This window comes from Morganella psychrotolerans (assembly GCF_965118875.1).
Taxonomy (GTDB): Bacteria; Pseudomonadota; Gammaproteobacteria; order Enterobacterales; family Enterobacteriaceae; genus Morganella; species Morganella psychrotolerans_C.
Window position 1 is genome coordinate 555,897 of sequence record NZ_CBCPJD010000001.1, and the last position, 13,476, is coordinate 569,372.

Here is a 13,476-nt window from a genome sequence, read left to right on the forward strand (position 1 = left end):
TTACTCCTGCTGGTGAACCTTGCTGCGGCGGGCATAGCGCGCTGCCATCACCGCACAGACCATCAGTTGGATCTGATGAAACAGCATCAGCGGCAGAACCAGAATTCCCACCACCGCAGGAGGGAACATCACGTTTGCCATCGGTACACCGTTTGCGAGACTCTTTTTCGATCCGCAGAACACAATGGTTATTTCATCTTCTTTACTGAAACCGAGCCAGCGCGAGCCGTACACATTAATCACCAGCACTATCGCCAGTAATACACAGGAAACAACCGCAATCTGCAAAATGGACATTGCATCAATTTTTTGCCAGATACCTTCCGCGACTGCTTCACTGAATGCGACATAAACCACCAGCAAAATAGATGTCCGGTCTGTTTTATTGATGATTTTTTTGTTGCGATCCACCCATTTACCAATCAGCGGGCGGGAAAGATGCCCGACAACAAACGGCAGCATCAGTTGCAGTAAAATGGATTTGATAGCGCCAAAAGTATCAAGGTCATGTGCACCCTGTGTTTCCATCATAAATCCGATAATAACCGGTGATAAAAAAACACCGAGAATACTGGATGCGGAAGCACTGCAAATCGCCGCTGCCACATTTCCCCCGGCAACAGAGGTAAAAGCAATAGCCGATTGTACTGTTGCAGGTAAGGCACATAAGTATAAGAAACCCATATAAATAGCCGGCGACATCCACTCCGGCACCAGGAAACTCAGACCCAGACCCAGAACAGGAAACAGGATAAAAGTACTGCTGAACACCATCAGATGCAGGCGCCAGTGTCCCATGCCGGTCACAATCGCGTCCCGCGAGAGTTTGGCACCATGAAAAAAGAACAATAACGCAATCGCGGCGGTGGTCAGATAGCGGAACCCGGTGGCAATATTACCCGTTGCCGGAAAAAGAGAGGCTAAAATAACCACTGTGATCATAATAACCAGGAACGGATCTAACCGCAGTTTCTGCCACCAGCTTGTCATACGTTATTCACTTTTTGTCTGAACTATACCCAACGTCATTCAGGATGCTGCCAACGAATCTGTAGTTTGAATGAATAAGGGTATAAAATTAAACCGATGAGCTGATTACAGCGCCACCGTCCGTTTTGTTTTGTGAGATTCCATTCCGGCCTCAATAATCCGGATCACTTCAGCACCTTCCGCAGCCGTTACCGGGTTTGGTCCGTTATTCAGAATCGCCTCCGCCACTTCGGCGTAATAACGTCCGTAATGTCCGGCTTTGTTCGGATAGATATCGGTTATCAGTTCAATGCCATCTGGTGACAACGTCACTTTTCCGTCTCTGCTGTCATGACCCCAGTTAATTCCAACCGGCATCTCTCCTGCTTTCAGGGCATTTTCCTGCGGGTCCAACCCGTATTTCACATAGCTGCCTTTCATGCCGTGTACGATATACACCGGCGATTCTGCTGCTGCCACCGTAGTCGCGTGAAGAATGACTTTCACGTCCGGATAATGCAGTTGTGCATGGAAATAATCAATCGCTTCTGCGCCCGGGCGGATCATACCGAGATCAGCCGTGATTGCATCCGGCTTGCCGAAAAATTGCAGCGCCTGGTCAATAAGATGTGAGCCGAGATCGTACCAGATACCGCTACCCAATGCCGCCGCTTCGCGCCAGCGTTTCTGCGGCTGCGGACGGTAGCGGTCAAAATGAATTTCAAAGTATTTGATATCGCCGAGTTTTTTACTTTCAAACAGGGATTTGAGTGTCAGATAGCCTGAATCAAAGCGGCGGTTATGATAGACAGACAGCACCAATCCTGCATCATCTGCCTGTTTTGCCAGCGAAAAGGCATCTTCGGATGTCAGGGTAAAGGGCTTATCCACCACCACATGTTTCCCGGCCGCCAGTGCCATCTGTGCCAGCGGAAAATGCGTGTCATTCGGGGTCGGGATAACAACCAAATCAATAGCCGGATCTGCAAATATTTCCTCCGGTGTGGCGACAACCGGGACATCCGGATAATCCGCATGAACCTTCTGCGCGTCACTACTGGCAACTTTCGCCAGTTCCATATTGGCATTATTAACAATAAACGGCGCATGGAATGTTTTTCCGGCAAAACCGTATCCTACCAGACCCACTTTCAGTATTTTTGTCATCACATTCTCCGGGGAATTGTCACGTTAAAGGATAAAAATATGCAGTCAGAATGAAACAATCACCCTGAAAAGTAACACTAACAGATTCCGGGACGCAAACCTTGTGCGCATTTTTATTACATTCTGCCTCTTTTTCATTCTGATACACTCAGTTATACCGCCTTTCACACAATCCCGATAACCCCGGGCGCCCGGGATTGTTATCATTTCATCCGTTTTCCGGTAATGACCGGTTTTTTGTATTTTATACCCGGGTCATTCAGGATGCAGGCAGGCGGCTATCTGAGCGTAGCCAACGAACCTGCAGTTTGAATGAATAAGGGTATATATGACTCGCTTTGGGCATTGTAATGGCTGACTACTTATTATTGTTTGTCGGAACTGTGTTAGTGAATAACTTCGTTCTCGTCAAATTCTTAGGATTATGCCCCTTTATGGGGGTTTCCAAAAAATTAGAAACCGCAATCGGCATGGGATTTGCCACCACATTTGTGATGACACTCGCCTCGGTCAGCTCGTGGCTGATGGATACCTTTATCCTGATCCCGCTGGATATTCTGTATCTGCGTACACTGAGCTTTATCCTTGTGATAGCCGTTGTGGTGCAGTTCACTGAAATGGTGGTGCGTAAAACCAGCCCGGCACTTTACCGGCTGCTGGGTATTTTCCTGCCGCTTATCACCACTAATTGCGCCGTGCTCGGCGTGGCACTGCTGAACATCAATCTGTCTCATAACTTTCTGCAATCCGCCGTTTACGGGTTTGGTGCCGCCGCCGGTTTCTCTCTGGTGATGGTGCTGTTTGCCGCTATCCGTGAACGACTGGCAACCGCCGATGTTCCGGCGCCCTTCCGGGGCGCGTCTATCGGGCTGGTCACTGCCGGGCTGATGTCTCTCGCCTTTATGGGCTTCAGTGGTCTGGTGAAATTCTGATGACGATAATATGGATTGCTGTCGCCGTACTCAGCCTGTTCGGGCTGCTGTTCGGGTTGATACTCGGCTATGCCTCCCGCCGCTTTAAAGTGGAGGAAGATCCGATTGTTGATAAAATCGACGATATTCTGCCGCAAAGCCAGTGCGGACAATGCGGATTTCCGGGCTGCCGCCCTTATGCGGAATCTGTTGCCAATGGTGGTGCGATAAACCGCTGTGCGCCGGGCGGTGAACAGGTCATGCTGAAACTGGCAGATATGCTGGGTGTCGATCCGCAGCCGCTCGACGGTGACGAATCAGCCCTGAATCCTGTGCGCAAAGTGGCCTTTATTCATGAAGATCAGTGTATCGGCTGCACAAAATGTATTCAGGCGTGCCCGGTGGATGCGATTGTCGGTGCCACCCGTGCCATGCACACCGTGATTGAAGACCTCTGCACCGGCTGTGACTTATGTGTCTCACCATGTCCTGTGGATTGCATCGAAATGATCCCGGTTGCCACCACTACCCGCAACTGGAAATGGGATTTAAACAGTATTCCGGTCAGAAATATTCCGGCAGAGCCCGCAGCATCCCCGGTCAAATCCGTTCAGATTGAGGCGTCATAAATTTTATGTTTAATTTACTCAATTTATTGAAAAAAGACCGGGTATGGGATTTTGACGGCGGCATTCATCCGCCGGAAATGAAAGTACAATCCTCCCGCACACCTATGCGCGTCTGCCCTGTCCCGCCGGAGCTGATTATTCCGCTGCAACAGCATATCGGCAACGAAGGCGACCTGATTGTTCATCCGGGCGAACATGTTCTCAAAGGCCAGCCACTGACAGCCGGCTCCGGGCGCACATTACCGGTTCACGCCACGTCATCCGGGGTTATCACCGCGATTGAACCCTGTGTGACCGCACACCCGTCCGGACTGACCGCGCCTTGTGTCCGTATACAGACTGACGGGCTGGATACAGCTTACCCTTCTGAAAAAACACCGGATTTCTGCTCACTGAGTAAAACAGAGCTGACTGAGCGCATTCATCAGGCCGGAATTGCCGGATTGGGTGGCGCAGGCTTCCCGACTGCCAGTAAACTCAAAGGCGGCGGTGACCTTATCCGCACCCTGATTATCAATGCCGCAGAGTGTGAACCCTATATCACGGCGGATGATCGCCTGATGCAGGAGCATGGCGTGGAGATTCTGACCGGCATTCACATCCTGATGCATCTGTTGGCGCCGGAGCAGGTGTTAATCGGCATTGAAGATAATAAACCGGAAGCGATTACCGCCCTGCGTGAAGTAACCGCAGGAGAAGCACAGATACATGTGCGCGTGATCCCGACAAAATACCCGTCCGGCGGCGCTAAGCAACTGACAAAAATTCTGACCGGGCGGGAAGTACCTTCCGGCGGGCGTTCATCTGATATCGGCGTGCTGATGCAAAACGTCGGCACCGTGGTTGCCATAAAACGTGCCATTATTGACGGAGAACCGCTGATTGAGCGCGTGGTCACCGTCACCGGTGAAGCAGTTAATACGCCGGGTAACTTCTGGACACGCCTCGGTACGCCGGTACATTTCCTGCTGGAACAAGCCGGATTTAACCCACAGCATCAGCAAATGGTGGTTATGGGCGGTCCGCTGATGGGCTTTACCCTGCCGGATCTCAATGTGCCGGTAGTGAAAATCTGTAACTGTATTCTTGCGCCGACATCGGATGAAATGCAGCCCGAAGCACCGGAAGAGGCCTGTATCCGTTGCAGTCACTGTGTGGATGCCTGTCCTGCCGGTTTGCTGCCGCAACAATTATACTGGTTCAGCAAAGGCAAAGAGCACGAGAAAGCGGAACAACACCATTTATTTGACTGTATAGAGTGCGGCGCCTGCGCCTGGGTCTGTCCGTCCAATATCCCGCTGGTGCAATATTACCGGCAGGAAAAGGCACAGATTATTGAGATCCGCAACGAGACGCAGCGGGCAGCGGATGCAAAAATTCGCTTTGAAGCCAGACAAGCCCGCCTTGCCCGTGAAAAAGAAGCCCGCGATGCACGGCATAAAAAAGCCGCTGTACAGGTGGATGAAAAAGACAGCTCTGCCATCAGTGCTGCGCTCGCCCGGGTGAAAGAAAAAAATGCCACCGCAGGCGGTACAATTACCATCAATCCGGCTGTATTACCGGATAACAGTGCTGCTATTGCTGCCCGTGAAGCCAGAAAAACACAGGCGCGGGCACGCCAGGCAGAAAAAACTGCTGAATCCGTATCCGAACGTAATGATGTGATCGCAGAAACTGAAACCGATCCGCGCAAAGCTGCTGTTGCCGCTGCCATTGCCCGCGCCAAAGCCAAGAAAGCTGCACTGGCCGCCGGACAGGACGATGTTCATAGTACACCTGAGCCGGTGACAGTTGCAGAAGCGGATGTTGATCCGCGCAAAGCCGCTGTTGCCGCTGCCATTGCCCGCGCCAAAGCAAAGAAAGCAGCACAGGCCGCCGGACAGGAAGATACGCATAGCACACCTGAAACAGTGACTGTTGCAGAGGCTGATGTTGATCCGCGCAAAGCCGCTGTTGCCGCCGCCATTGCCCGCGCCAAAGTAAAGAAAGCAGCACAGGCCGCCGGACAGGAAGATACGCATAACACACCTGAAACAGTGACTGTTGCAGAAGCGGATGTTGATCCGCGCAAAGCCGCTGTTGCCGCCGCCATTGCCCGCGCCAAAGCAAAGAAAGCAGCACAGGCCGCTGAAAAAACTACTGATAATGAAGCGATATAAGCATGAAATTTAGGTCCGTTTCCTCAAACACACCGCACCGGCTGAAAATAGCGGGATCACCGTTCACACATAACCACGACAATACGTCCGCCATTATGCTGTGGGTTGTTATTGCCATGCTTCCGGGCGTTGCCGCACAACTCTGGTTCTTCGGGATCGGCACACTTATTCAGATACTGATTGCCGTCGCCACGGCCATCGTTGCCGAAAGTGTCGCTGTCCGTCTGCGCAAACAGCCGGTAATGCCTTATCTTAAAGATAATTCCGCGCTGGTCACCGCCGTGCTCCTTGCGGTCAGTATTCCACCGCTCGCACCCTGGTGGCTGATTGTCACCGGTACATTCTTTGCCGTGATTATCGCCAAACACCTGTATGGCGGACTGGGCCAAAACCCGTTTAACCCTGCCATGGTCGGTTATGTGGTGTTGCTTATCTCCTTCCCGGTTCAGATGACAAGCTGGTTGCCGCCGGAAAGTCTGCAAATAATGCCGATTTCAGCCAGTGACAGCCTGCATGTGATTTTCAGCGGATTATCTGATCAGGGGCTGACATTAGAGCAGTTACGCGCAGGAGCCGACGGTATGAGTCAGGCAACGCCGCTGGACAGCTTTAAAACCGGACTGCTGACCCGCGATATGAATGAGATCCTCTCTCAGCCTGTATTGCAGGGCTCTGTTGCCGGTATTGGCTGGCAGTGGATTAATATCGGGTATCTGATCGGCGGCTGTATTCTGTTAAACCGCCGCGTAATCGCCTGGCAGGTACCGGTGGCAATGCTGGGGACACTTTCGGTGTTGGCAACAATTGGCTATCTGATGGATCCCGCACATTTTTCCACGCCGGTTATTCAGCTGTTTTCGGGTGCCACTATGCTGGGCGCATTTTTTATCGCCACAGACCCGGTTACCGCTTCCACCACCCCGCGCGGCCGCCTGATTTATGGCACACTGATTGGGCTTTTATTATGGGTTATCCGTGTTTACGGCGGGTATCCTGATGCTGTCGCATTTTCTGTTCTGCTGGCCAATATTACCGTGCCGCTGATTGATACCTATACGCAACCCCGTGTTTACGGGCATAAACGGGGAAATAAATGATTGCCACATTGCGCCGTTACGGGCTGATCCTCGCCCTGTTTGCCGCCGGAACCACCGGTCTGAGCGGGTTTGTCTATACGCTGACCAAACCGGCGATTGAGCAGCAGGCGGCTGAGCAGCAAAAAGCGCTGTTTGCCCAAATTCTGCCCACCGGGATGTATGATAACGATATGATTGCGGAATGTTACCTTGTGACAGACCCGATGCTCGGTAATAATCTGCCTCATCGACTGTATGTTGCCCGCAAAAATGGTGAACCGGTTGCGGCAGTGCTTGAATCCACTGCACCGGACGGCTATTCAGGCGCCATTCAGTTGCTGGTTGCCGCTGATTTTAACCAGACAGTACTGGGCAGCCGGGTAACTGAGCATAAAGAAACCCCGGGCCTGGGGGATAAAATTGATACCAGGATTTCAGACTGGATCACCACATTGAGCGGCAAACATGTGGATTCAGCGGCTGATCCGCACTGGGCGGTCAAAAAAGACGGCGGTGATTTCGATCAGTTCACAGGTGCGACAATCACGCCACGGGCGGTTGTTAATGCCGTGAGAAAAACAGCAGTGTATATACAGACACTGCCGCCACAATTAACTGAATTACCACACTGCGGAGCAGAATAATGAGTCAGGTCAAAACGTTATTCGCCGATGGTTTATGGAAAAATAACCCGGCACTGGTTCAGGTGCTGGGGTTATGCCCGCTGCTTGCGGTGTCCTCCACTGTCACAAACGCACTGGGACTGGGGCTGGCGACTACCCTGGTGCTCTGCTGCACTAACATTGCCGTATCCGCCCTGCGCCGCTGGATACCATCAGAAATCCGCATCCCGATTTACGTGATGCTGATTGCGTCTGTCGTGACCGCCGTTCAGTTGCTGATCAACGCCTATGCATTCGGGCTGTATCAATCACTCGGGATATTCATCCCGCTGATAGTCACCAACTGCATTGTGATCGGCCGTGCCGAAGCATTTGCCGCAAAAAATGCCGTTTTTCCTTCCGCAATAGATGGTCTTGCTATGGGGCTGGGGTCAACTGCCGCTCTGTTTGTGCTCGGCGCAATGCGGGAAATTCTCGGAAACGGCACCCTGTTTGACGGCGCGGATCTGCTACTCGGTGACTGGGCTAAAGTCCTGCGGGTGGATATATTGCATCTTGATACCCCGTTTTTACTGGCAATGTTGCCGCCGGGCGCATTTATCGGGCTTGGCTTAATGCTCGCCGCCAAGTATCTTATTGATGAGAAAATGAAAAAACGGCAAAATGTGCCGGACGTAAAGGTATATGAAACTGAAAAAGGATGCGGAAGCCATCTGGTAAGCTAACCCCGGCATATTTCAGGATGCCCGGGTGTTGACTGCACTCAGGCATCCCTGATTATTCAGAGTATATATGTGTTTATCTGTTTCAGAATAAATGATTCAGGATTAATGAGCCGAAGTCGTTATGAATAAAGAAAAACGTATTGAAATTCTGACCCGCCTGCGGGATAACAATCCGCAACCCACCACAGAACTGATGTTCAGTTCGCCGTTTGAACTGCTCATCTCTGTTTTATTATCCGCTCAGGCAACTGATGTGAGCGTCAATAAAGCTACCCGTCCGCTTTATGCTGTTGCCAACACCCCGCAGGCTATACTGGCGCTGGGTGTGGACGCTGTAAAAACCTATATCAAAACTATCGGGTTATTTAACACCAAAGCCGAAAATGTGATTAAAACCTGCCGGATGCTGGTTGAACTCCATAACAGCGAGGTTCCCGAAGATCGCGCGGCACTTGAAGCGCTGCCCGGCGTCGGGCGCAAAACCGCTAATGTCGTCCTCAATACGGCATTCGGCTGGCCGACTATTGCAGTTGATACCCATATTTTCCGTGTATGTAACCGCACAAAGTTTGCCCCCGGTAAAAATGTGGATGAAGTGGAACAAAAATTATTGCGGGTTGTTCCGGCTGAGTTTAAAGTCGACTGCCATCACTGGTTTATACTGCACGGGCGTTATACCTGCATTGCCCGCAAACCCCGCTGCGGCTCATGTATTATTGAAGATTTATGCGAATTCGGCGAAAAAGTCTATCCGGAGGAATAATTCACTGCGGATTAAACAGAAATTGCCCTCTGTGCTTGCGGACAGCGTGAATTCGCGTAAAAATAACATTAAATTTGATCACCCAACCAGTACGGGATCCTATGTTTCAAGATAACCCGCTGTTAAATCAGCTAAAGCAACAGCTCCACGGTCAAACACTGCGTGTCGAAGGTATCGTGAAAGGTACCGACAAAGGCTACGGTTTCCTCGAAGTTGACGGACAAAAATCCTACTTTATCCCGCCACCACACATGAAAAAAGTCATGCACGGTGACCGCATTACTGCCGCTATTCATAGCGTGAATAATAAAGATGTCGCAGAGCCGGAAACCCTGGTTCAGCGGTTTCTTGAACGCTTTGTCGGGCGTGTACAGCGTAAAGAAAATGATGAGCGTCTCTGGATAATTCCTGACCATCCTTTGTTAAAAGATTCGATCCCCTGCCGCCCGGCAAAAGACGTTGAGCACACCTTCGTACAAGGTGACTGGGCCGTAGCTGAAATGCGCCGCCATCCGTTAAAGGGTGACCGCAGTTTCCATGCTGAAATTACCGGGTTTATTACAGATGCCGATGATCATTACGCGCCGTGGTGGGTCACACTTACCCGTCACCAGCATGCACTGAAAGAGCCGGAGCCGGTTGAGGCGACACTGGCTGATGACGATCTGCCCCGTACTGACCTGACAAATCTCGATTTTGTCACCATTGACAGTGCATCCACTGAAGATATGGATGATGCACTTTATATCACCAGAGGTGATAACAACCAGCTTCGCCTGACGATTGCCATTGCTGATCCGACCGCTTACATCGCTGCGGGTAGCGAGATGGATGCTATCGCACATAAGCGCGCATTTACCAATTACCTGCCGGGTTTTAATATCCCGATGCTGCCGCGTAATCTGTCCGACGATCTCTGCTCTCTGCATCCTCATGTCCGCCGCCCTGCGATTGTGTGTCAGATTTCCATAAATGAAGACGGCTCCCTGGCAGATGATGCCACTTTCTTTGCTGCGTGGGTTGAGTCCAAAGCCAAACTGGCTTATGACGATGTCTCTGATCTGCTGGAAGGCGTGGAAGACCGCCTCCCTGCCAATGACACTATCCGTCAGCAGATTGCGTTATTACAGGAGATGTATCAGCGCCGTCACCTGTGGCGTGAAACCCATGCACTGGTCTTTAAAGAAAGACCGGATTTCCGCTTTATTCTCGATGAGAATGGTGTGGTCACAAATATCGTCGCAGAGCAGCGCCGCAGTGCCAACCGCATTGTGGAAGAAGCCATGATCACCGCCAATATCTGTGCGGCAGTCGTGCTTGATAAAGAACTGGGCTTCGGTGTGTATAACGTGCATACCGGTCTTGACCCGCTGACCGTTGACCAGGCCGTGGTACTGCTGGCAGAAAACGGCATTAATTTCACCGCAGAAGAGTTGCTGACACTGGATGGCTTCTGCCGCCTGCGCCGTGAACTGGATAACCAGCCGACACAGTTCCTCGACAGCCGTATCCGCCGATTCCAGACATTTGCAGAGGTCAGAATGGAAAGAGGCCCGCACTTCGGCCTCGGACTGGATGGTTACGCCACCTGGACATCTCCAATCCGCAAATACAGCGATATCCTCAATCACCGGTTGCTCAAAGCCATTATCGCCGGTAAACCGGCTGAAAAACCGGCTGAGAAACTGGCTGAACATCTGGCTGAACGCCGTCGTGCCAACCGTATGGCTGAGCGGGATGTCGGAGACTGGTTATATGCCCGTTATCTGCACCCTTATGCGGGTACTGACACACCGTTCCCGGCGGAGATTATTGATATCACCCGCGGTGGTATCCGTGTCCGTCTGACTGAAAACGGCGCTGTTGCCTTTATCCCGGGTACTTTTATTCATCCGGTAAAAGATGAATTACAGTGCAGCCAGGAAACTGGTTCAGTACTTATCAACGGTGAAGTCCGCTATCGCCTTAATGATATTATCCCGGTGAAGATCGCTGAAGTGAAAATGGAAACACGCAATATTCTGGCACGCCCGGTCTGAGTTTTCTGTTTGTCCGTGCAGTAGACCTTGTAAATAATTCTGCACAACAAAAAACCGCCATTATTTATATTTATAATGGCGGTTTTTTTATTTATCAGGTGTTATTTATCGGGTCAAACAAAACCGGGCATTCAGATTCAGCCACCGGCAAGTTTGACTTTAAAGCCTTTTCCTTCCAGAAGTTCTTTCAGTAAATCCCGCTTATCACCCTGGATTTCAATTATACCGTCTTTCAGCGCACCGCCGCAGCCGCAGCGTTTTTTTAATTCTGCGGCCAGTTTTGTCAGTGCTGAATCATCAAGATCAATACCTGTTATCAGGCAAACGCCCTTGCCTTTACGACCACTGGTCTGGCGCTGAATGCGGACAATACCATCCCCTTTCGGGCGATCTGCTTTTACCTGCGGCTCATCGATACGTCCGCTTTCCGTGGAATACACCAGCCGTGAATTATTGTCCATTATCATACTCCCAGTGAGGCATTAATTGCCTGCAATGCCGCCAGCGGATCGTCACTGCGGGTAACCGGACGTCCGATAACCATATAATCCACCCCGGCGCTGACCGCCGCCGCCGGGGTCATGATGCGGCGCTGATCACCTGCATCACTGCCTTCGGGGCGGATACCGGGTGTCACTAATTTAAAACGCTGACCAAGAGATTGCTTCAGTAATTGTGCTTCATGTGCGGAGCACACCACACCATCCAGCCCGCAATCCTTTGTCAGACGGGCAAGACGCAGTGCCTGCTCTGCCGGGGAAATATCCAGCCCGATACCGGCGAGGTCACTCTGCTCCATACTGGTCAGTACGGTCACGGCAATCAGCAGCGGTGCATCTTTACCGAATGGCTGCAGGATCTCTTTCGCAGCGGTCATCATACGCGCACCACCGGATGCATGGACATTAACCATCCAGACACCCAGTTCAGCCGCCGCCCGCACCGCATGTGCCGTGGTATTCGGGATATCATGGAATTTCAGGTCGAGAAACACCTCAAATCCGCGCTGTTGCAATGCGCGGACACAATCCGGTCCGTATAACGTAAACAGCTCTTTGCCGACTTTCAGGCGGCACTTCGAGGGATCGATGCGGTCAGCAAATTCCAGAGCGTTATTCAGATTGTCGTAATCAAGCGCAACAATGACAGGCGATGCAATGTTTGCATTCCCGGCGCGTAACATGAGAGATGTCATGAATTTATTACCTGTGGTTTCGTGAATAATACGGGTAAATGTGACGTTGTCACTGTCCGTCCAAACCCCTGATAGGCTTGATAGTATCCCATGACCGGCAGGACGGACAATGCCAGTACAGGGCGTGGGAGGTAAACCCGCATTTGCCGCAGCGGTAATCCGGTTTGGTACGGATTTGTTCACCCACCATGTTGCGCAGTTGACCGAGGCTCTCTTTGGCGCGACCCTCTTCCGCTTCTGACAGGTAATATTCCATCAGCCGGCAGAACAAACGCATTGTCGGATGGCGCTGTAACTGGCGGTTCACATAGGTGATCGCCATTTCAGGACCTTCCTGCTTTTCAATAATATCAGCAAGATAAAGCTCAGCCGTTGCCCCGATATTTTCATCGGAACAGATCAGCAGATATTCAGCCCATTCCGCCGGCTGATTCAGCTTTGTATAGCAGGTTTCCAGCATGGGCAGCGTTTCGCTGACCATCTCTTTATCCTGATCAAATACCCGTTTCAACACATCCGCGGCCTTTTGATAATCACCGCGATCAATATAAATGCGCCCCTGCATAATAGACACCCGGGCACAGTTTTTATCAGCTCCTGCCGCTTTTGACAAATAGGCAAACGCGCTGTCCGTGTTATCACTGCCCAGTGCCTGCAAAGCCAGTTCACAATAAAAATTGGCAATATTCTCCCGCTGCCCGGTATCACCGTGCTTCAGAAGTTTTTCTGCGACATCAATAGCTTTGCTCCAGTCACTGGTGGACTGGTAGATAGATAACAGGGACTGGAGTGCGCTTTGTCTGAAATCAGCTTCATCAATCAGCTGTAAAAACAGCGCTTCTGCGCGGTCATACACACCAGCAGCAACATAGTCGCGCCCCAGTTGCTGAGTGGCGAGAAGGCGTTGTTCGTAAGAAAGAGAGGCACTTTCCATCAGCGACTGATGGATACGGATGGCGCGTTCCACTTCACCGCGGGAGCGGAATAAGTTACCCAGTGTCAGGTGCGCCTCAAAAGCGGAGCTGTCCTCTTTCAGCATATCAAGGAACAAATCGACGGCTTTATCCTGCTGATCAGACAGTAAAAAGTTTACCCCTGCCACGTAATCACGTGACAGGCGGTCAGCATGCTGCTGTTGATTCTGCTGTGCGCTGCGTCGCCCCATGTACCAGCCATAGGCTGCGGCAATAGGTAACAGAAGAAACAACAGCTCAAGCATA

Annotated in this window: 13 protein-coding genes; 8 read left to right on the forward strand and 5 right to left on the reverse strand. The window is 51.4% G+C overall.

Annotated features, from left to right (window positions below):
- A complete protein-coding gene (locus ACMHKJ_RS02650; protein WP_413491923.1) occupies positions 1 to 990 on the reverse strand; it encodes a bile acid:sodium symporter family protein in 990 nt (329 codons plus the stop codon).
- A 105-nt stretch (positions 991 to 1,095) separates the two neighbouring features.
- Positions 1,096 to 2,136, reverse strand: coding sequence for an oxidoreductase (locus ACMHKJ_RS02655; protein ID WP_413491924.1), 1,041 nt, complete (start codon positions 2,134 to 2,136; stop codon positions 1,096 to 1,098).
- Positions 2,137 to 2,486: 350 nt separating this feature from the next.
- Here ACMHKJ_RS02655 and rsxA point away from each other — a divergent pair, with 350 nt between their 5' ends.
- The 8 genes from rsxA to ACMHKJ_RS02695 all read left to right on the forward strand — a co-directional run bounded on the left by rsxA (position 2,487) and on the right by ACMHKJ_RS02695 (position 11,061).
- Positions 2,487 to 3,068, forward strand: a complete 582-nt coding sequence (gene rsxA / locus ACMHKJ_RS02660) for an electron transport complex subunit RsxA (protein WP_067362166.1) — start codon at positions 2,487 to 2,489, stop codon at positions 3,066 to 3,068.
- The gene (gene rsxB / locus ACMHKJ_RS02665; protein WP_413491925.1) at positions 3,068 to 3,676 is read left to right on the forward strand and encodes an electron transport complex subunit RsxB; all 609 of its coding nucleotides are present in this window, start codon (positions 3,068 to 3,070) and stop codon (positions 3,674 to 3,676) included. Before rsxA ends, rsxB begins: the two co-directional genes overlap by 1 nt.
- A 5-nt stretch (positions 3,677 to 3,681) precedes the next feature.
- Positions 3,682 to 5,835: an electron transport complex subunit RsxC gene (rsxC, locus tag ACMHKJ_RS02670; protein ID WP_413491926.1), complete on the forward strand. Its 2,154-nt coding sequence runs from the start codon at positions 3,682 to 3,684 to the stop codon at positions 5,833 to 5,835.
- 2 nt (positions 5,836 to 5,837) lie between these two features.
- Entirely contained in the window at positions 5,838 to 6,932 is a 1,095-nt protein-coding gene (gene rsxD, locus ACMHKJ_RS02675; RefSeq protein ID WP_413491927.1) for an electron transport complex subunit RsxD, read from the forward strand.
- Positions 6,929 to 7,555 (forward strand): electron transport complex subunit RsxG, encoded by a 627-nt coding sequence (rsxG, locus tag ACMHKJ_RS02680; protein WP_413491928.1) that lies wholly within the window; start codon positions 6,929 to 6,931, stop codon positions 7,553 to 7,555. Before rsxD ends, rsxG begins: the two co-directional genes overlap by 4 nt.
- Complete coding sequence (locus ACMHKJ_RS02685; protein WP_413491929.1) at positions 7,555 to 8,259, forward strand: electron transport complex subunit E; 705 nt, start codon at positions 7,555 to 7,557, stop codon at positions 8,257 to 8,259. The genes rsxG and ACMHKJ_RS02685 overlap by 1 nt, the downstream gene beginning before the upstream one ends.
- Positions 8,260 to 8,380: 121 nt before the next feature.
- Positions 8,381 to 9,022: an endonuclease III gene (gene nth / locus ACMHKJ_RS02690; protein ID WP_413491930.1), complete on the forward strand. Its 642-nt coding sequence runs from the start codon at positions 8,381 to 8,383 to the stop codon at positions 9,020 to 9,022.
- 101 nt (positions 9,023 to 9,123) lie between these two features.
- Complete coding sequence (locus tag ACMHKJ_RS02695; protein ID WP_413491931.1) at positions 9,124 to 11,061, forward strand: exoribonuclease II; 1,938 nt, start codon at positions 9,124 to 9,126, stop codon at positions 11,059 to 11,061.
- Positions 11,062 to 11,198: 137 nt separating this feature from the next.
- On the opposite strand, the gene yciH is transcribed toward ACMHKJ_RS02695, so the two are convergent.
- From yciH to lapB, 3 genes are read right to left on the reverse strand one after another with little or no spacing between them, the layout of a single operon-like run.
- Positions 11,199 to 11,525: a stress response translation initiation inhibitor YciH gene (yciH, locus tag ACMHKJ_RS02700; protein WP_413492106.1), complete on the reverse strand. Its 327-nt coding sequence runs from the start codon at positions 11,523 to 11,525 to the stop codon at positions 11,199 to 11,201.
- The gene (gene pyrF, locus ACMHKJ_RS02705; protein WP_413491932.1) at positions 11,525 to 12,256 is read right to left on the reverse strand and encodes an orotidine-5'-phosphate decarboxylase; all 732 of its coding nucleotides are present in this window, start codon (positions 12,254 to 12,256) and stop codon (positions 11,525 to 11,527) included. Before pyrF ends, yciH begins: the two co-directional genes overlap by 1 nt.
- A gap of 49 nt (positions 12,257 to 12,305) precedes the next feature.
- Positions 12,306 to 13,475 carry a lipopolysaccharide assembly protein LapB gene (gene lapB, locus ACMHKJ_RS02710; protein ID WP_413491933.1) on the reverse strand — a complete coding sequence of 390 codons (1,170 nt, stop codon included), beginning with the start codon at positions 13,473 to 13,475 and terminating at the stop codon, positions 12,306 to 12,308.
- Position 13,476 lies beyond the last annotated feature (1 nt).

Coding starts and splice junctions, on each gene's coding strand:
- ACMHKJ_RS02650 (WP_413491923.1), bottom strand. CDS start 990: ATGACAAGCTGGTGGCAGAAACTGCGGTTAGATCCGTTCCTGGTTATT.
- ACMHKJ_RS02655 (WP_413491924.1), bottom strand. CDS start 2,136: ATGACAAAAATACTGAAAGTGGGTCTGGTAGGATACGGTTTTGCCGGA.
- rsxA (WP_067362166.1), top strand. CDS start 2,487: ATGGCTGACTACTTATTATTGTTTGTCGGAACTGTGTTAGTGAATAAC.
- rsxB (WP_413491925.1), top strand. CDS start 3,068: ATGACGATAATATGGATTGCTGTCGCCGTACTCAGCCTGTTCGGGCTG.
- rsxC (WP_413491926.1), top strand. CDS start 3,682: ATGTTTAATTTACTCAATTTATTGAAAAAAGACCGGGTATGGGATTTT.
- rsxD (WP_413491927.1), top strand. CDS start 5,838: ATGAAATTTAGGTCCGTTTCCTCAAACACACCGCACCGGCTGAAAATA.
- rsxG (WP_413491928.1), top strand. CDS start 6,929: ATGATTGCCACATTGCGCCGTTACGGGCTGATCCTCGCCCTGTTTGCC.
- ACMHKJ_RS02685 (WP_413491929.1), top strand. CDS start 7,555: ATGAGTCAGGTCAAAACGTTATTCGCCGATGGTTTATGGAAAAATAAC.
- nth (WP_413491930.1), top strand. CDS start 8,381: ATGAATAAAGAAAAACGTATTGAAATTCTGACCCGCCTGCGGGATAAC.
- ACMHKJ_RS02695 (WP_413491931.1), top strand. CDS start 9,124: ATGTTTCAAGATAACCCGCTGTTAAATCAGCTAAAGCAACAGCTCCAC.
- pyrF (WP_413491932.1), bottom strand. CDS start 12,256: ATGACATCTCTCATGTTACGCGCCGGGAATGCAAACATTGCATCGCCT.
- lapB (WP_413491933.1), bottom strand. CDS start 13,475: ATGCTTGAGCTGTTGTTTCTTCTGTTACCTATTGCCGCAGCCTATGGC.